At 39.6% G+C, this 18,256-nt stretch carries 16 protein-coding genes; 10 read left to right on the forward strand and 6 right to left on the reverse strand.

Annotation, left to right across the window (positions count from 1 at the left end; genetic code table 11):
* The first annotated feature begins 169 nt into the window (after window positions 1-169).
* Window positions 170-1,753 (forward strand): transcriptional regulator TyrR, encoded by a 1,584-nt coding sequence (gene tyrR, locus EAE89_RS12420; protein ID WP_054479851.1) that lies wholly within the window; start codon window positions 170-172, stop codon window positions 1,751-1,753.
* A gap of 41 nt (window positions 1,754-1,794) precedes the next feature.
* Here the strand turns inward: tyrR and tpx are convergent, their stop codons facing one another.
* Window positions 1,795-2,298 (reverse strand): thiol peroxidase, encoded by a 504-nt coding sequence (gene tpx / locus EAE89_RS12425; protein WP_054479850.1) that lies wholly within the window; start codon window positions 2,296-2,298, stop codon window positions 1,795-1,797.
* A 176-nt stretch (window positions 2,299-2,474) separates the two neighbouring features.
* Here tpx and EAE89_RS12430 point away from each other — a divergent pair, with 176 nt between their 5' ends.
* Entirely contained in the window at window positions 2,475-4,097 is a 1,623-nt protein-coding gene (locus EAE89_RS12430; protein WP_054479849.1) for a peptide ABC transporter substrate-binding protein, read from the forward strand.
* A 15-nt stretch (window positions 4,098-4,112) separates the two neighbouring features.
* Window positions 4,113-5,096, forward strand: a complete 984-nt coding sequence (gene zntB / locus EAE89_RS12435; protein WP_149616940.1) for a zinc transporter ZntB — start codon at window positions 4,113-4,115, stop codon at window positions 5,094-5,096.
* Between the two features lie 90 nt (window positions 5,097-5,186).
* Here zntB and EAE89_RS12440 read toward each other — a convergent pair whose 3' ends face one another.
* On the reverse strand, window positions 5,187-5,477 hold the full coding sequence (locus EAE89_RS12440; protein WP_214085975.1) for a hypothetical protein: 291 nt from the start codon (window positions 5,475-5,477) through the stop codon (window positions 5,187-5,189).
* A 603-nt stretch (window positions 5,478-6,080) separates the two neighbouring features.
* Here EAE89_RS12440 and ttcA point away from each other — a divergent pair.
* The gene (gene ttcA / locus EAE89_RS12445; RefSeq protein ID WP_054479847.1) at window positions 6,081-6,977 is read left to right on the forward strand and encodes a tRNA 2-thiocytidine(32) synthetase TtcA; all 897 of its coding nucleotides are present in this window, start codon (window positions 6,081-6,083) and stop codon (window positions 6,975-6,977) included.
* Between the two features lie 297 nt (window positions 6,978-7,274).
* On the opposite strand, the gene EAE89_RS12450 is transcribed toward ttcA, so the two are convergent.
* A complete protein-coding gene (locus tag EAE89_RS12450; RefSeq protein WP_054479846.1) occupies window positions 7,275-7,847 on the reverse strand; it encodes a nuclear transport factor 2 family protein in 573 nt (190 codons plus the stop codon).
* Window positions 7,848-9,210: 1,363 nt separating this feature from the next.
* Between EAE89_RS12450 and EAE89_RS12455 the strand changes: the two genes are divergently transcribed.
* Both EAE89_RS12455 and EAE89_RS12460 read left to right on the forward strand, forming a co-directional pair.
* Window positions 9,211-9,543, forward strand: coding sequence for a DMT family transporter (locus EAE89_RS12455; protein ID WP_054479692.1), 333 nt, complete (start codon window positions 9,211-9,213; stop codon window positions 9,541-9,543).
* Window positions 9,544-9,609: 66 nt separating this feature from the next.
* The gene (locus EAE89_RS12460) at window positions 9,610-9,909 is read left to right on the forward strand and encodes a putative hemolysin (RefSeq protein WP_054479694.1); all 300 of its coding nucleotides are present in this window, start codon (window positions 9,610-9,612) and stop codon (window positions 9,907-9,909) included.
* A gap of 145 nt (window positions 9,910-10,054) precedes the next feature.
* Here EAE89_RS12460 and dsbB read toward each other — a convergent pair whose 3' ends face one another.
* Together dsbB and nhaB are read right to left on the reverse strand one after the other, a co-directional pair.
* On the reverse strand, window positions 10,055-10,564 hold the full coding sequence (gene dsbB, locus EAE89_RS12465) for a disulfide bond formation protein DsbB (RefSeq protein WP_054479697.1): 510 nt from the start codon (window positions 10,562-10,564) through the stop codon (window positions 10,055-10,057).
* Between the two features lie 159 nt (window positions 10,565-10,723).
* On the reverse strand, window positions 10,724-12,265 hold the full coding sequence (nhaB, locus tag EAE89_RS12470) for a sodium/proton antiporter NhaB (protein WP_054479699.1): 1,542 nt from the start codon (window positions 12,263-12,265) through the stop codon (window positions 10,724-10,726).
* Window positions 12,266-12,487: 222 nt separating this feature from the next.
* Between nhaB and fadR the strand changes: the two genes are divergently transcribed.
* From fadR to EAE89_RS12490, 4 genes are all read left to right on the forward strand, one after another.
* Window positions 12,488-13,207, forward strand: coding sequence for a fatty acid metabolism transcriptional regulator FadR (fadR, locus tag EAE89_RS12475; protein WP_054479702.1), 720 nt, complete (start codon window positions 12,488-12,490; stop codon window positions 13,205-13,207).
* 523 nt (window positions 13,208-13,730) lie between these two features.
* On the forward strand, window positions 13,731-15,041 hold the full coding sequence (locus tag EAE89_RS12480; protein WP_054479704.1) for a D-amino acid dehydrogenase: 1,311 nt from the start codon (window positions 13,731-13,733) through the stop codon (window positions 15,039-15,041).
* 1 nt (window position 15,042) lies between these two features.
* Complete coding sequence (alr, locus tag EAE89_RS12485; RefSeq protein ID WP_054479705.1) at window positions 15,043-16,116, forward strand: alanine racemase; 1,074 nt, start codon at window positions 15,043-15,045, stop codon at window positions 16,114-16,116.
* A gap of 392 nt (window positions 16,117-16,508) precedes the next feature.
* Window positions 16,509-17,261 (forward strand): MipA/OmpV family protein, encoded by a 753-nt coding sequence (locus EAE89_RS12490; protein WP_054479706.1) that lies wholly within the window; start codon window positions 16,509-16,511, stop codon window positions 17,259-17,261.
* A gap of 76 nt (window positions 17,262-17,337) precedes the next feature.
* On the opposite strand, the gene EAE89_RS12495 is transcribed toward EAE89_RS12490, so the two are convergent.
* Window positions 17,338-18,216, reverse strand: coding sequence for a D-hexose-6-phosphate mutarotase (locus EAE89_RS12495; protein ID WP_054479708.1), 879 nt, complete (start codon window positions 18,214-18,216; stop codon window positions 17,338-17,340).
* Window positions 18,217-18,256: the final 40 nt, after the last annotated feature.

The raw sequence follows: 18,256 nt of genomic DNA on the forward strand, positions 1-18,256 counted from the left end.
GTCTTATAGTCAATCTTAGAATTTATTTATTTTAGTGAAGGTTTCAATTTACTACATTAAAAAAACCGGGGGCTGGTCAATTTTTACTGACAGAATGCTTCATATGAATAATAGTGTAGAGTAATATTAAAAAAAATTATAGATAGTAATGTAAATAAGGTCAAAACAGATGCGCTTAGAAGTTATTTGCCATGATCGAATCGGGTTGACTCGTGAATTGCTCGATCTGCTGGTATTACAGGACATTGATTTAAAAGGGATAGAAATATCTCAAACTGGCCGGATTTATCTTAATTTTTCACAAGTTGATTTCAATACATTCCGTAGATTGATGGCAGAAATTCGCCGCATTAATGGTGTTATTGATGTTCGTACAGTCTCTTTTATGCCTTCAGAAAGAGAGCATAAAGCAATGTGTGCACTGTTGGAATCTTTGCCTGAACCTGTTTTTTCAGTTGATCTGAAAGGAAATATTGAGCTAGCTAACTCTGCGGCGTTTAATTTATTTGGCGTTAGTGAGGAACAAGCTTATCAGAAACCTATTAGCCAGTTTATCAGCGGTTATAGCTTTTCACGCTGGTTTGAAAATAAAAATGCCCAGCAGCGTGTAGAAAGGATAACTCTTAAAGGTCAGGACTACCTGATGGATATTATTCCAATTCAACTGACTGATGAAAAGCAGCAAATGCAGAGTGTGGGCACCGTGATTATGCTCAAATCTGCCGCCAGAATAGGTCATCAACTGAAAAAACTGACAGTCAATGATAGCAGTGAATTTGAGGAAATTATCGCTGTTAGCCCGAAAATGATTCAGGTTGTTGAGCAGGCTCGGAAAATGGCGATATTGGATGCGCCGCTGTTGCTGATTGGTGAGACAGGAACGGGTAAAGATGTTTTCGCAAAAGCTTGCCACTTGCACAGTTTGCGTGGAAAGCAACCATTTTTAGGGTTGAATTGTGCATCTATGCCGGATGATGTGGTGGAAAGTGAGTTGTTTGGCTATGCGGCGGGTGCTTACCCTAATGCCATTGAAGGGAAAAAGGGATTTTTCGAGCAGGCTAATGGTGGAACCGTTTTATTGGATGAAATTGGTGAAATGTCACCACAGATGCAAATCAAGCTGTTACGTTTTCTTAACGATGGTACTTTCCGTAGAGTCGGGGAAGAAAACGAAGTCAAAGTAAGTGTCAGGGTTATCTGTGCTACACAGAAAAATCTGGTTGAATTAGTACAACGGGGGGAATTTCGTGAAGACCTCTATTATCGCCTTAATGTGCTGGCTATTACGCTCCCGCCGCTACGCGAGCGTAAGGCGGATATTATGCCGCTGGTTGAATATTTTATTGATCGTTTTTCTGAAGAACAAGGGATACCGAAACCTAAACTATCTCCTGAGATTGCTCACTTCCTGACAGGCTACAGTTGGCCCGGTAACGTAAGGCAGTTACAAAATGCCATTTATCGGGCGTTGACTCAGCTTGAAGGTATGGAGTTGAAGCCGCGGGATATACTACTGCCAGAATTTGAAACTGAGATTTCTTTTAGTGAGGACGTGTTCGATGGCTCTTTGGATGAAATCAGTAAACGTTTTGAACGCTCAGTGTTGACCCGTCTTTATCGCCACTATCCAAGTACCCGTAAATTGGCTAAACGTCTTGGTGTATCGCATACCGCGATTGCTAATAAATTGAGAGAATACGGCTTGAGTAGCAGGAAGCACTCCTCCGGGTATGATTCGGATGATGAGGAGTGAAAATAATGCCCACTTTAGTGGGCATTATGCAATTGTTGGATTTATTTCAGAGCAGCTAGCACGCTGTCGTAATCTGGCTCATTAGTGATCTCATCAACTAATTGGCTATAAATCACTTTATCGCTTTCATCAAGTACAATTACCGCACGAGCTGTAAGACCTTTCAGAGGGCTGTCGCTGATAGCCACTCCATAATCTTCACTGAAAGTATCGCCACGCAGAGTAGAAAGAGTGACAACATTTGATAACCCTTCCGCACCGCAGAAACGAGACTGTGCAAAAGGCAGGTCGGCAGAAATGCATAGGACAACGGTGTTCTCCAGGTCATTCGCTACCTGATTAAATTTACGTACTGATGCAGCACAAACACCGGTATCAATGCTTGGGAAGATATTCAGTACCTTACGTTTTCCGGCATAGTGGCTGAGGGAAATATCGGAAAGATCTTTGGCTGTTAGAGTAAAATCTTTCGCTTTTTCCCCTGATTTTGGGAATTGGCCATTGACGGAAATATCATTGCCCTGAAATTTTACTGTTTGTGTCATAGTCTTTTCTTCCTCTGATAAAGAAACCATAGCGTCCCAGTGTAGAAGAATATTCGGCTTTTTCCCATCAAAATAGCTCCTGTGACGTAAAATTGTCTGATTGTGCCATTTTGACAATGGTTTATAATTAAGCACTGGAATATTTTTTTATCTATATATACAAGGTATATTACCTTATGCGCTATTTTAGTCTGACTGCATATACATTACTTATTAGTGGCTCTTTTCTCACTGTTTCTGCTTTTGCTGCGGAAGTTCCTCCTGGCACTCAGTTAAATGATAGACAAGAACTTGTGCGTCACCTTAAGGACGAGCCAGCATCTTTAGATCCGATTAATGCTGTGGGCCTGACAGAAGCGCAAATTCTGCGTGATTTGTTTGAAGGGCTGGTAAATCAAGATGCGTATGGCAACGCAATCCCCGGAGTAGCGACAAAATGGAAAACAGCGGATAACAAAATCTGGTTTTTTACATTGCGTTCTGATGCCCGCTGGTCAAATGGGGAACCGGTTACTGCTACAGATTTTGTTTATAGTTGGCAGAGGTTGGTCACTCCGGCTAACATTTCTTCTTTTGCCTGGTTTACGGCATTGGCAGGTATTGAAAATGCACAAGAGATTATTGATGGTAAATTACCACCAGAAAAACTGGGTGTTAAGGCCATTGATAAACATATATTACAGGTTACGCTGAACCGACCTGTTCCTTATTTCCCTAATTTGACGGCGAATTTTAGTCTCTATCCAGTAAATAAGAACACAGTAGAAAAATATGGAAAAGATTGGATAAAAGTTGGCAATTTGGTAGGGAATGGCGCTTTCAAATTACATGATCGAGTTGTTAATGAGAAAATCGTTCTGATATCAAATCCTTATTATTGGGATCATAAAAAAACGGTTTTGACCGAAGTCACATTTGTGCCGATTAATCAAGAATCACATGCGACTAAGCGTTATCTGGCTGATGATCTGGATATCACCGAATCCTTCCCTAAAAACATGTACAAAAAGCTGCAACATGAATTACCGGGGCAGGTATATACGCCTGATCAATTGGGGACCTATTATTACGCTTTTAACACACAACACGCACCAACTAATGATGTCAGAGTGCGTAAAGCGCTTTCTATGACGATCGATCGTAAGATCATTGCGGAAAAAGTATTGGGGACAGGAGAGAAACCAGCTTGGCATTTTACGCCAGATGTGACAGCCGGTTTCCATCCTACAATCAGTGATATGGAACAACGCACCCAAGCGGAACTGGATCAGCAAGCAAGAGCTTTGTTACAGATTGCGGGTTATGGTCCTAATAATCCGTTGAAACTTTCTCTACTCTATAATAGCTCGGAGAATCATCAAAAGATTGCTATTGCTGTTGCCTCAATGTGGAAGAAAAAACTGGGTGTGCAGGTAAGTCTGGTTAATCAGGAATGGAAAACATATATTGATAGCCGTAATACTGGTAATTTTGATGTTATTCGAGCATCTTGGGTTGGCGATTACAACGAACCATCCACATTTCTAAGTTTGCTGACTTCAACACATAGTGGCAATATTGCTAAATTCCATCAGGTTAACTATGACAAACTTCTACAATTAGCCAGTGTGCAAACAGATGATATTCTGAGAAACGATGACTATAACAAAGCGGAGCAGATGATTGCTGAACAGGCACCCATTGCGCCGATTTATCAGTACACTAATGGCAGGTTGATAAAGCCTTGGCTAAAAGGATACCCAATCACCAATCCGGAAGATGTGGCATATAGTCATACTATGTACATTATTAAGCATTAAAGTAAGGAGCTGGATGTGGAAACGATTTACGGTTCATCATTGAAAGATGCTGATGCCGTCTATACCTGCCAATTTGATGGAGATGGTGGTATTACACCGATTAATATCAATGTACCCGCCACACCAGCTCAACCTTTCTGGCAACATTTGGATTACCATAATTCCAGGAGTTATCGTTGGATTATGGATACGGATTTGTTACCAGAACCTATCAAAACGGGGTTGGCAGGGGAAAGTTTGAGGCCGAAAATGATCCGTACCGGTGACGGTACGATGATCACTCTCCGAACAATTAATAACAATGAAAGTGAACGTCCTGAGCAATTGGTAACCTTCCGTATTTATATCAATGATAAAATCATTGTTTCCAGCTGTCATCGTGAAGTTCATTCACTTGGACAGGTGTTAAGTGATTTGCAAAATGGTATAGGTGCGAAAGCGACCGGGCACTGGTTGGTAGAAATGGTTGATACTATAACCGATGAGGTTGGTAACTTTATTGAAGATCTGCATGACAATCTTATTGAGCTTGAGAATACGATTTTGGATCAACAGATGCCGGGGCGGGGAGAATTAGCGTTGCTACGTAAACAACTGATTATTCTGCGTCGTTATATGGCGCCCCAAAGAGATGTGTTTTCACGTCTTGCTAGTGAAAGATTTCCCTGGATGAGTGATGAAGATCGTCGCCGGATGCAAGAAATTTCTGACCGTTTGGGGAGAGAACTGGATGATTTGGACGGTAGCATTGCCCGAACGGCAGTTATTTCTGATGAAATTACCTCGATGATGGCAGATGCCATGAATCGTCGTACCTATACTATGTCATTACTTGCTATGATTTTTTTACCAACAACATTCCTGACTGGGTTATTTGGTGTCAATCTTGGCGGTATTCCTGGTAATGAATATTATTTGGGTTTCAGTGTGTTTTGTTTATTACTATTGGGATTGATTTTATTTGTTGCGTGGTGGTTAAGGCGAAGTAAATGGCTATGACGGTCAAAGGGTTATATTAAAGAAATAAAACATAATTACTAAAGCTTTGCTAAAACTGGCCTTTAATTTGAGATATATACCCAATAGATTTCAAGATGCATCGCGACGGCAAGGGAGCGAATCCCCGGGAGCAGAGATAACTCTGTGACCGGGGTGAGTGAGTGCAGCCAACAAAGAGGCAACTTGAAAGATGACGGGTATATCAATATTCACCAAGAATAATTGAGGCATGATGACTTCCGCAGGTGAAAACAACGTTAAGCGATGAACGTTGTGCTCTATAATTGTAGTTTTTCTCACATTGAATCTTTCTGTGACCGGAGTGAGTGCAGCCAACAAAGAGGCAACTTGAAAGATAACGGGTATAGAATAATTGCCCATTCCTGTGCCGATATTATTTTCTAATATCGGCTTTTTTTATTTTTCATTATTATCTTAATTAGAATAAGAAACTAATAAATGAAAATTAAGGTGAAAAATAAATTACCGTTCTTAAATATGTCTAAAGTGGTACTTATACGGAAAAAATCATTGTTCATTCGGATTGAGGCAGTTAGTACGGAAACGATGACAGACCGAGTTTGTCGGACCAATTAAGAGGAGGTCGATAGTAAGCACCGTTGATAACTGCTATGCCCTGGCGTATCAGCTAATCCCTGTTGGCGGATCTTGTTGGTACGCTCATACGACACGTGGGTTTCGCTACGAGAGATTTCCTCTGTACCCAATCAGAGACGATAACTGTGAATCCAATTATTCCGTGTTAAATAACCTGTTACTTTTTTGTGACGATTAACTTGCCATATAAATAGCTGGCTGTAGTCGTTCGCCTTTAGTGAAAATAGTCGTAAGTGCTCGATTGGGCGGGGAGTCGTCACCTACAGATATGTTTCAAACAAAAAGAAAAATCCGTATAATCCACTCCCTGCAAAAATCTATATAGGAAATCCATAGTCGATACAATCGACAATGTGAGAAGTCGCGATGAATCAGAAAGATACGAGAAAAGAGACACTGGAATTCAATAAGCTTCAGAAACGCTTAAGGCGGAATGTTGGCAATGCTATTATTGATTACAATATGATTGAAGAAAATGATATTGTGATGGCATGTATCAGTGGTGGTAAAGATTCATTTGCGATGTTAGATATCCTATTGAATCTGCAAAAGGCTGCACCAATAGAATTTAAAGTAGTTGCAGTGAACCTTGATCAGAAGCAACCTGGTTTTCCTGAACACATTTTACCTCAATATTTTGAGAGTCTGGATATTCCATATTATATCGTAGACAAAGACACATATTCAGTTGTTAAAGAGAAGATACCGGAAGGTAAAACCACCTGTGGGTTATGTTCAAGGCTTCGCCGTGGAACACTTTATTCTTTTGCTGAAAAAATTGGGGCAACAAAAGTTGCACTTGGACATCATTTAGACGACATTGTTGAAACTCTATTTCTTAATATGTTCCACGGCTCACGTATGAAAGCTATGCCGCCAAAGTTACGATCTGATGATGGACGTAACGTAGTCATAAGGCCACTAACATATTGTCGAGAGAAAGACCTTGTTAATTATGCGGAATATAAAGAGTTTCCAATTATTCCTTGTAATCTATGTGGTTCTCAAGAAAACCTACAGCGGCAGGCGATTAAAGCTATGTTGGTAGATTGGGATAAGAAAACACCAGGCAGGGTGGAGAGTATTTTCAAATCTATTCAAAATGTTAGCCCAAGTCAATTAGCAGATAAAGCGCTTTTCGACTTTGTCAATTTGCCGCTGTATCGTGAAGGTGAAAGAGAAGAATACGCATTTAACGAAGCAGTAATATCGTCGACTAACATTGATGAATCAATGTTTATTGATATTAGTATTGATATGTGAATTTTTATGTATCTACTGATTGTCAGATCACCTCTTTTTTCTGACTAACCGGTTTTGTAAGGAATTGTGTATATACCCTATGGATTTCAAGATGCATCGTGACGGCAAGGGAGCGAATCCCCGGGAGCATAGATAACTCTGTGACCGGGGTGAGTGAGCGCAGCCAACAAAGAGACAATTTGAAAGACAACAAGTATACAAGTTATCATGCTCTTAGCTGCCATTGGGAAAGACCTAAACATATAACATTTACGGATACGGACTTGCTCTTAAGCAAGTCCGTACAAAATTGTTGAATCACTCACTCACACCTATCTGCTTCATAAGCACAGAATCGTCCCAGAACAGATACTCTTCATCCATAACCCCTTTTTTGTTCCAGTGTCCGAGTGTCGCCATGGGGAGGTGATACGCCTTACCTGTAGGTTGAATAACCTTACCATCCGGGAGAACCATGGGTTTCGTAAATGTTCCATCAGTAAATCCTGTTACAGCGGTCCATTCCGCATCAGCAGTACCAAACCGTACCGGATGTTCTGTGATTCGGTTATCAGGAGCAAATGTCCACATATACTTCAGATCGTCAATATGCTTTCGAATACCCTGACTAGTATGACCATCAGGGTAGTGAACAATAATGTCCATGGCATGGCTCTTATGTAGATCCCACCATCTTTGGTGTGTATAGACACGGAAATCAAGATCGTCAAAGTTAGCCAAATTTCTTGCCAGAGCTTTGGGCATCCCTTGGATTTTAGGTGTTGGTTGATCGACTTTCGTGCCGGGCCAATTGTTCTGTACCGCAAATGCTACTGGACTGGTAGTAAACAGTAAAAGCGTGAATAACGATAACCTCTTGTGACTTTTCATGGTCTTTCCCCTTTGTTAAAGGAACTAAAGGATTGTTTTGTAAAGATTTAAGTATTTATTGCTGGGCTCCTTCATGAGATAAATTAAAAATGATTGTTCATCGGCTTACTTGACTTTGACTAGATAGAGAAGAACCACCAAAAACAACACAATTTAATAAAGAGTAAGTGACTAAACTGACTCACATACCTGATAACTATCGTATAGAAAGTTATCAGGTGGCCCCGATACTACGCCTAATAGAAAAGCCTGTAAATAGTCACTCAATGTAATTATAACCATAAAAAATCAACCGCTCGGATTGGCCGTTTTCACATCAAATTTTTTTCGTTCCAAAAGGAGTGTTTAGAATCTATTGTGATAGAAGAGATTAGTGATTGATAAATAGTGACGAATGTTGCTAAAGCTAGGTAAAACAATTGATTCAATGAAGGGTGTTTACTTTGGTAATCTGTTTGGTGATGAGTTCGCGTTTGATTTACTTTTTGACTTGCTTTCTAAAAAGAGCCTCTTAAATAATAAACTTGATAATTACATTTCTAAACTAAATCATGCATCGTCAGAAGTTTGCCACATTCTGAAGGATCATTTTAATAATCTTACTTGGAGAGGAAATAAAAAGGATGAAGGTAAATGGTGAGATGAATTTTATCAAAATTTTTTCTTGCAAATTACTGAAGAAAACCAAAAAAGAATAATTGACAAATATGAACTTGAATTGTTTCTGGTGATACCTTTGAAGTTATCCGAATATTAAAATTATGGTATTTACTAAAGATTTTTTTTCAACATGTAGAAAAAAATTATATTTGGTTTGCTTATGATGATTTTTTAAAATGACAATATTCATAAAATCCATAATATTCTGAGTATGGAATGAACTTTGCCTTGCCACTCTGGACGTCAACTCATATCGCGTGAGAAGAAAAATATGACAACACAAAAAATCATTTTTTTAATATTATTTTTATTTGCGAATTTATTTTAAAATGACTATTTTGTTTAGGTAGCATAAATTCTTTATGGTTTCAGTTTATTGCTTACTGGTATAATAGGATTATCTTTAACATATAAATATTCTGATTTGTAATTCTATATTTTTATTAGATAATTGTCAAATGATTCTGGCCTGAATCTTAAAGTTGTAACCTGTCATTAACTCTTTCTTCCATTTCTGGTAGAATTTCTTTAATATTTTTTATCCATCGGAAATCCTCCCGTAAACTCACGGTAAATGGGGTTTAGAAAGCGAAATATATCATTTTTGTTACGTTACACCTTAAAGAGTTTGTGATAGATTCAGCTCGTTTTTATCTATTAATGTTGAACAATTGGTTTTTTTTCTGTTATAGAGAGTAAAGAGATGAATGGATTTGTATATTTAGTAATGGCAATAGTGGCTGAAGTCGTAGCAACAGCTTCATTAAAAGCCTCCGATGGGTTCAGTAAACTGTTTCCTTCTATACTGGTCATCGTTGGGTACGGTATCGCTTTCTGGGGATTATCTCAGGTAGTCAAAGTTGTTCCATTAGGAATTGCTTATGCGATATGGTCTGGCCTTGGTATTGTGTTGGTTTCTATTGCGGCGATATTTTTATATCAGCAGAAGTTGGATTGGGCGGCTATTTTAGGTATGGTGCTCATCATTGCTGGTGTGATGGTAATAAATTTGCTTTCTAACAGCAGTGCACATTAATTAACTATGTTACTTGAATTAACTATGTTACTTGGTTTTCCCTGAATCGTTTTTTGGAGAAGAGATATGCTAAATTTCGGCGATAAGAAAGGATTCAAAGTAGCCTTATTAGGGGGAGTATTCTTTAATTGTGCTTTATTGTTTGGCTGTAGTAGTCAGGCAGGGAAAACATTTGTCCAATATCAGGCAATACAATATTCTCGGCCAGAAATTAGTCTTGGAGATGATGCCAAAGCGACGTGTGTTTATGCAGGTGGTACGCCTGCATTAGCAATACAATTAAACGGTGCGAAAGTACCTGTTTGTCAATTAGCGAATGGTAAACGTTGTGATGAAAGGGCGTTGTTGCAAGGTTTTTGTGCGTAAATTTAATATAGCAATCAAGCAACTAAAATACCTGTTATGAGCAGGAACATGCCGCTGGGACTTGGTGATGGATTGTCCCTTGGCATGATTCTGCGAGTATCTTTGATTCATCAGACAACCTATTTTCAGCCGTCTGAGTTGGAAATTATTTATGACTAAAGAATTGGCTGATTAGTACTAAGACAGCCATAACCAAATAAACTGCAAAAATACCGACTAACCATTGTGGCATCTCTAGTGTCAGGAATTGCCATTGTCTTACAGAACAGTCACCAAAGGCTTCAAATACAGAAGGAACCCACTGATTTAATGCCAGCCATGAAGGAAAGTTTACGAAAAAATCACAGGTATTAAACGGAGAAGGATACAACTGGATCATAGTATGTTCCCATGACAGTTGCAGACCACTCCAGGCACTATAAATCCACAGAATAATAGCCAGCCAACGTAACGGCGTTTTGGGGGCGATCGCGCCGAGTAATCCGGCACCTAACACACCAAACAGAGCCACCCGCTCATAAATACACATCACACAGGGCTGTAATTTCATCACATGTTGAAAATATAATGCTGAGCCTTCCAGTATCAGGGCCGTAAACGTCATTAACAGCCATGCCCCCCGTCCTTGAGAACAGTAGTTTAAAAATCGCATCATTTCCTTTTTTCCGTGCAAATTAAGATGAGCAATTGAATGCTTATTTTGCCGATTTACCTAGAATAAAAAAAGTCAATTAAGGTAAATCTGATTTTCAGGTAAAAAAATAAAGCCGTATTGAGCTAATTTGTGCTCCACACGGCATAAGTTTCTTACCGGTTATGGCAAAGTGATTAATCCCCACTGGACCATCATATCCGTTACCGGAATGAGTAAAAATTCCACACACAGTAAACCGACCAGTGTCATCACAATGGTATAGGGGAGTGCCATTATGACCATTCGACCATAAGACAGGCGGATTAATGGTGATAATGCTGAGGTTAACAGGAACAAGAATGCTGCTTGCCCGTTAGGTGTTGCAACGGAAGGCAGATTAGTGCCGGTATTAATAGCAACCGCCAGATATTCATATTGTTTATGTGAGATAAGACCATCTCGCATAGCAGCCATAGCTTCATTGATATAAACCGTACCAACAAATACGTTATCTGATACTGCGGAGAGCAGGCCGTTAAATAGATAAAACAGAGAAAGTTGTGAGGTTTCTGAAGATTGTAAAACGAACTGAATAAATGGTGTAAACAGTTGTTGATCAACTATCACTGCAACAATGGAAAAGAATACCGTTAGTAATGCAGTGAATGGCAACGCCTCTTCAAACGCTTTACCCAATGCATGTTCTTCTGTAATGCCACAGAATGAAGTGGTAAGAATAATGACTGAAAGGCCGATCAGGCCAACTTCTGCCAGATGAAATGCTAGCGCAATAACTAACCATATACCTATCAGTGCCTGAGCGATAAGCTGTGTTTTTTCCTGCCGGGTTCGTTTTGCACTGGTTTTTTCATCATAATCTTCCAGTACCTTTCGGACACGCTCCGGTAATTCTGCACCATAACCGAAGAGTTTAAAACGTTCGACCAGGAAACACACTAACAGCCCACAGATAAAAACGGGTAAAGTGACCGGAGCCATGCGAATAAAGAAAGTGACAAAATCCCAGTCAACGTGTTTGGCGATAATCAGATTTTGTGGTTCACCTACCATCGTCATCACACCACCGAGTGCAGTACCTAAACCTGCATGCATCATCAAGCTACGCAGAAAAGCACGAAACTGTTCGAGAGTTTGCTTCTTTTCTACAGTATTAATGTGACTATTATCATTAATTACGTCATGTTGATTAGATATAAAATTGTTATAGATAGAATAGAAGCCAAGGGAAACACTGATAACCACCGCAATAACCGTCAAGGCATCAAGAAATGCAGAGAGGAATGCGCTGGCTAGGCAGAATGCTAAGGCAAGCATTCGTTTGGATCTTATGGAAAGAAGTAGTTTAGTGAAAGCGAACAACAATAACTGCTTCATGAAGTAAATCCCTGCAACCATAAATATCAGCAACAGAATAACTTCCAGATTATTAGCAATTTCATGACTAATTTGTTGAGGCGATGTCATGCCGATGATAACGGCTTCAATTGCTAACAAGCCACCCGGTTGTAATGGATAACATTTAAGTGCCATTGCCAAAGTAAAGATAAATTCGGCAACAAGCAACCATCCGGCAACAAATGGGTTGATGAAGAAGAATACAAGTGGGTTGATGATAAGAAAGCTGATGATAGCTAGCTTATACCAATCTGGCGAGTTACCGAGAAAGTTTTTTGTCACTGCTTGTCGGATACTGGTTTTCATTGTGATTAAAATTCATCCAAGTATGTAAGGTTATATTCATTAAACAATAGTACGCTTTAATACAAAATATTTTAAGAGAGATTGGGGATAATTAAGTTGTTAGCGTGTCTTTTTTATGGTCATTTTTCTGGTTTCTAGACTAGATCGCTATATTGGAGGGGCGGATTCTGATATAATTTCATCTATTATTAGTTGAAATAATCGCGTTGGAATAACAAAAATATGGTCATTAAGGCTCAAAGTCCCGCAGGTTTTGCGGAAGAATATATTATTGAGAGTATATGGAACGGCCGTTTTCCTCCTGGCTCCATTCTGCCAGCAGAGCGTGAATTATCTGAGTTGATTGGTGTAACGAGGACTACCTTACGTGAGGTATTGCAGCGTTTGGCACGTGATGGGTGGTTAACTATTCAGCATGGCAAACCAACAAAGGTGAATAATTTTTGGGAAACATCGGGTCTTAATATTTTAGAAACGCTGGCCCGTCTTGATCACGATCGTGTTCCTGAATTGATTGATAACCTATTGGCAGTAAGAACGAATATTGCAGCAATATTTATTCGCACTGCTTTCAGGCATAACCCTGAGCAGTCATTGGAAGTGTTGGCAGAAAGGGAGAATGTGGAAGATAGTTCAGAGTCATTTAGCTCTTTGGATTATGACATTTTCCGTGGGTTGGCTTTTGCTTCAGGAAACCCAATTTATGGGCTTATTATCAATGGGTTGAAAGGGCTGTATACCCGTGTAGGTCGTTATTATTTCTCTAATCCTGAAGCACGCAAGTTAGCGATGAATTTTTATCAGCAATTGGTGACGTTATGCTGTGATAAATCCTACGATAAGGTCATGGAATGTGTGCGTAGCTATGGTAAAGAGAGTGGTGTAATTTGGCACAGCATGCAAAGTACGATGCCTAGTGATTTGGCTGAAGTTTGCCGTTGATATCTCATTTGTATTTTTGTTTAACTTCAAGCCTGATCTTGCTTCATTAATTTCAAATCAAAATTATTTTGAGTTGGCCCGAGGCAGAGTTCTCTGCCTCGGGAATTTTGTTTTTTTCTTTCCTCTTAGTCTTACGCCAATTATCAATGTACCTGTTTCGGAATATTATTCCGAAATTTTGGTTTTTGTCTGAGTTTTTATTTCGATTAATTGATGGTTATTGGTATCTTGTGGTTGTTTAATTGACTCGCTATTTTAGTCAAAAAATTAAGAATAATTACTGGGTATGAAATAATTAGCATGCGATCTACACCACAATTTTTATTTTAATTTTATGATTTTAATGTGTTTTTTTATAAATCGTTTGTGCATAAATAATAAATGATGTTGTTGCATAATTGTAATTTAATTGTGACCTAAATCATAAATGTAGATTATTGACGTTACCGATGATTGTTCTATATTGGTTTTTTATAAACAGCATATTATGCTTGCCTAAATTTTTTATCATCAGGGGGCCATGATGAGAATTCTTGTTTTAGGTAGTGGTGTTATAGGTGTAACCAGTGCCTGGTATTTAGTGCAGCAAGGTCATGAAGTAACCGTTATTGATCGTCAAGGAAGTGCCGCTGAGGAGACTAGTGCCGCTAACGCTGGCCAGATTTCTCCTGGATATGCGACGCCATGGGGAGCGCCGGGTATTCCACTGAAAGCAATTAAATGGATGTTTCAACGCCATTCTCCGTTGGCTATTCGCCCTGATGGATCACTGTTTCAGTTGCGCTGGATGTGGCAGATGTTGCGCAATTGTGATGCGAATCACTATGCGATAAATAAAAGCCGGATGATACGATTGGCAGAATACAGCCGTGACTGTCTCAAACAACTGAGAGCAGATACCGGCATTCAATACGAAGGCCGTCAGGGGGGGACTCTTCAATTATTCCGTACGAATAAACAGTTTGATAATGCGGTGAATGATATCGAGGTTCTTGAACAAGAAGGTGTTCCTTATAATTTGTTAACTGCGGATAACTTGGCGACGGTAGAGCCAGCATTGGCGCATGTCGCTCACAAACTGACAGGTGGTTTACAATTGCCTAACGATGAAACGGGTGATTGTCAGCTTTTTACCAAAGAGTTGGTAAAAATGGCAGAAGCTGCTGGCGTGACGTTCCTGTTTAATAAACAAGTCAAGCAGTTGTTGGTAGAAGGGCGCCGTATCACCGGCGTACAGTGCGAAGATGGTGTCATGACGGCAGACAGTTATGTTGTTGCGATGGGGTCATATTCCACCGAGCTGTTGAAAGATCTTGTCAAAATCCCGGTATACCCATTGAAAGGTTATTCATTAACTATGCCTATCGTAGATGCAGAACGGGTTCCGGTATCTACTGCGTTGGATGAAACATATAAAATTGCTATGACCCGGTTTGATAACCGCATTCGTGTTGGTGGGATGGCGGAGGTTGTGGGTTTCAATTTAAATATTCTTAAAGCTCGTTGTGAAACACTGAAAATGGTGGTACAGGATCTCTTTCCAGGAGGAGGGGATATTACTCAAGCTAATTTTTGGACGGGCTTACGTCCAATGACACCGGATGGTACCCCAATTGTTGGGCCTACCGAATATAACAATCTCTATTTAAATACAGGGCATGGTACGCTGGGATGGACAATGGCGTGTGGTTCCAGTCAGCTACTGGCCGATCTTATTTCAGGTAAAAAAACGGCCATTGCCTCTGATGATTTGTCAGTATTTCGTTATATTAATGGTTTCAATACACAACTGGGGCCATTGAGTTACCAATTACACACTGAACTGAGAAACTAATATGCCACGTCCGATTTCGGCAACTATCCATCTTGATGCATTGGAAAATAACCTAGCTGTTATTCGTAATAAGGTCGGTAATAGCAAAATTTGGGCTGTAGTTAAAGCCAATGCTTATGGTCATGGTTTACGTTGTATATGGCCGCATCTTGATCAGGCGGATGGATTTGCCTTACTTGATTTTAGTGAGGCAATTTTATTGCGAGAACAGGGTTGGCAGGGGCCAATATTACTGCTGGAAGGTTTTTTCCAACCGGAAGATTTGCGAATAATTGATGAATATCAATTGACGACAGTAATACATAACCATTGGCAGCTTAAAGCAATAGAAATGGCTAATTTGAGTAGGCCAATCAATATTTATCTCAAACTCAATAGTGGTATGAATCGGTTGGGATTTCCTGCTGATCAATATCGAGAGGTTTTATCCTTAGCAAGGAAGAGTAGAAAAATAGGGCAAATAACGTTGATGTCGCATTTTGCTAATGCAGATAAAAAGATAGGTGTCACTGAACAACTTAACGTTATCAATTCAGTTAGTCAGGGTTTGGATATTTTTCAATGTTTGGCCAATTCAGGCGCTTCTCTGTGGTATCCGCAAACTCATAGAGATTGGGTACGTATTGGTATTGCCCTTTATGGTGCTTCACCCAGTGGAAAGTGGGAAGATATTGCAGATGTTGGGTTGAAAGCGGTAATGAGTTTACAAAGTGAGATTATTGCAATTCAGAATCTCAAACAAGGGGAAATGATTGGTTATGGCAGCAAATATACAGCATCCGGCCCTATCCGAGTCGGCACTGTTGCTTGTGGTTATGCTGATGGTTATCCTCACAGCGCAATGACTGGAACGCCGGTTATTGTAAATGGCGTCAGAACTCAAATGTTAGGTGCAATATCAATGGATATGATGACAGTGGATTTAACGCCTTGCCCACAGGCACAAATTGGCAGCCCTGTCGAATTATGGGGACAAAATTTGCCGGTGGATGATGTGGCTGGCGTTTCTGGAACTATTGGGTATGAGTTGTTATGTGCATTAGCAAATCGGGTTCCGGTATCTGTGTGTCGTTAGATATTAGACAGGTAGTTTTCCCTGCAAGATGAAATGATAAATAACGGTTTATTGCTGATGTTATTGAAGGAAATGAGTTATTGTTTTCACTAAATTAATATATCGTTGTTTCATATATACCCAATAGATTTTAATTTGCAGCGCGGCGGCAAGTGAACGCATCCCTAGGAGCATAGATAACGATGTGGCTGGGGTAAGTGAAAGTAGCCAATAAAGCAGCAATTTGAAGGATGAAGGGTATAATCTGTTATTTTTGCTGGTAAGATTAATCAGAGCTTAAGCATATGATGCGCTTTGAGCAAAAGTAGAACTTTATTACTTGGAAATAAGGGAAATGACTTTTACACTTGAAACCGGATAATTGCATAATTGTTTATAGGAAATCGTAAGTAATGACTAATAAAGCTAAAATTTTAACCTTAGTTGTAACTTTTTGTCTTTCTTCATCTGTAGCCTATGCAGGGCAATGGTCAATTGGTGCATCTGTTCTGGCTGAGGCATCACCTTATAAGGGGGTAAAGAATAAAGATAAAATACTACCTGTTCCAATGGTTAATTATGAAAGTGAAAATTTCTATTTTCATACTTTGGCCGCTGGGTATTATTTGTGGAATCAACCGAAAGATCAGCTATCTTTAGACGTGTATTATTATCCTCAAAATTTCCGCCCAAAAGATAATAAAGATGAACAGATGAAAAAATTGGATCGTCGTCATGATACCATTATGGGTGGTTTCAGTTATCGTCATATTGAAGACTGGGGGACGTTACGTAGCTCTTTTGCTGCTGATACTTTGGGTAAAAGCAAAGGTATGACGGTTGACCTTGCTTATCTGTATAATTTTGAAAATGATGATTGGTCATTACAACCGGGACTTGGTGTGGTCTGGAGTAGCAAAAAACAAAACCGCTACGAATATGGAGTTAAAGGTAGTGAGTCACATCGTAGTGGACTGGAAAAATATACGCCAGGCGATAGTTGGACGCCTTATCTGGAATTATCTGCCAATTATAAATTTAATCAGGAATGGTCTGCGTTTATGATGGGACGTGTTGAACGGTTACCTGATGAAATTAAAGATAGCCCGATGGTTAATAAGTCATATGTAGGTATCGTCTGGACTGGCGTTACATATAGCTTCTAATTAGCGCTAATTCTGGATGAAATCTGAATCCATAGAATTGGATTCAGATTTTCTGGTGTGGAGTAGCATAAGATATTTACGGGTTGTCTTTTCGGCTACGGATTATAACCGAAATGTGGGCTGGACTATCATCTTTGGTGATTAACGGTTTATTTATACGGGCTGTTTCTACACAAACCATATTTTTATAATCTTCATTACCTATATCTTTCATATTACCCGACAGTTCAGCACCTGGGTTCCAGCATACAATATCACTGTGATGGTAATGGTGAATTTCAATCGTTCGTCTCAGTGATTTATCCCTTATCAGGCTAAAATCTTCTGGCTCTGTGTAAATGCGGTCAATACGATCATTGAAAATAAGATATTCTTCTGCTGTGTATTGCTCTTTGCCAGTAATAGTATCAATGTAATGTTTACCCAGACCACTGATTGAAATCTGGTTAATATCGCTTACATTCAGATAAGTATGCAGGGCACAGGTTGCTTGATAATTACCATAAGTTTCCAGTTCTACCTCACAGGTATCACTCAGTTTGAAACGAGCAATTAATGTAAAATCATAAGGCCACAATTTATGGGTATATTCATTGTCTCTCAGGGTGAAAGTTAATATGACGCCATTTTCATGTTCATTGTGTGCGCTAAATTCCCAGGGAAGAATTCTGGCAAAACCATGAATTGGTGTTCCAGCCGAGCCAAACCAAGGCCAACAAATAGGGACCCCACCGCGGATAGCTGTGCCTGCTTTAAATGAGGTTTTCTTGCTTAGCCATAATCCCGGTTCTTGATCTTTGGGGTGCCAGGAGATGAGGTGCGCTCCTTGCAGACTGATTGCACCACGCACTTTTGGATGAGAGATGACGATTAATGGAAGTTCATCCATGTTTCGTTGACTGATAGAGGGGGATATCTGTTTTGCAACCGGTAATGCAAAAATTTTATCGTTCATCCGTATAACCTTGTAAAACTAAAACAGGGGTATTGCATTA

It is taken from the genome of Photorhabdus heterorhabditis, assembly GCF_018448905.1.
GTDB classification, from domain to species: domain Bacteria; phylum Pseudomonadota; class Gammaproteobacteria; order Enterobacterales; family Enterobacteriaceae; genus Photorhabdus; species Photorhabdus heterorhabditis.

Excerpts from the sequence above, each read along its gene's own strand:
- tyrR (WP_054479851.1), top strand. The coding sequence starts at position 170 with ATGCGCTTAGAAGTTATTTGCCATGATCGAATCGGGTTGACTCGTGAA.
- tpx (WP_054479850.1), bottom strand. The coding sequence starts at position 2,298 with ATGACACAAACAGTAAAATTTCAGGGCAATGATATTTCCGTCAATGGC.
- EAE89_RS12430 (WP_054479849.1), top strand. The coding sequence starts at position 2,475 with ATGCGCTATTTTAGTCTGACTGCATATACATTACTTATTAGTGGCTCT.
- EAE89_RS12440 (WP_214085975.1), bottom strand. The coding sequence starts at position 5,477 with ATGGGCAATTATTCTATACCCGTTATCTTTCAAGTTGCCTCTTTGTTG.
- ttcA (WP_054479847.1), top strand. The coding sequence starts at position 6,081 with ATGAATCAGAAAGATACGAGAAAAGAGACACTGGAATTCAATAAGCTT.
- EAE89_RS12450 (WP_054479846.1), bottom strand. The coding sequence starts at position 7,847 with ATGAAAAGTCACAAGAGGTTATCGTTATTCACGCTTTTACTGTTTACT.
- EAE89_RS12455 (WP_054479692.1), top strand. The coding sequence starts at position 9,211 with ATGAATGGATTTGTATATTTAGTAATGGCAATAGTGGCTGAAGTCGTA.
- EAE89_RS12460 (WP_054479694.1), top strand. The coding sequence starts at position 9,610 with ATGCTAAATTTCGGCGATAAGAAAGGATTCAAAGTAGCCTTATTAGGG.
- dsbB (WP_054479697.1), bottom strand. The coding sequence starts at position 10,564 with ATGATGCGATTTTTAAACTACTGTTCTCAAGGACGGGGGGCATGGCTG.
- nhaB (WP_054479699.1), bottom strand. The coding sequence starts at position 12,265 with ATGAAAACCAGTATCCGACAAGCAGTGACAAAAAACTTTCTCGGTAAC.
- fadR (WP_054479702.1), top strand. The coding sequence starts at position 12,488 with ATGGTCATTAAGGCTCAAAGTCCCGCAGGTTTTGCGGAAGAATATATT.
- EAE89_RS12480 (WP_054479704.1), top strand. The coding sequence starts at position 13,731 with ATGAGAATTCTTGTTTTAGGTAGTGGTGTTATAGGTGTAACCAGTGCC.
- alr (WP_054479705.1), top strand. The coding sequence starts at position 15,043 with ATGCCACGTCCGATTTCGGCAACTATCCATCTTGATGCATTGGAAAAT.
- EAE89_RS12490 (WP_054479706.1), top strand. The coding sequence starts at position 16,509 with ATGACTAATAAAGCTAAAATTTTAACCTTAGTTGTAACTTTTTGTCTT.
- EAE89_RS12495 (WP_054479708.1), bottom strand. The coding sequence starts at position 18,216 with ATGAACGATAAAATTTTTGCATTACCGGTTGCAAAACAGATATCCCCC.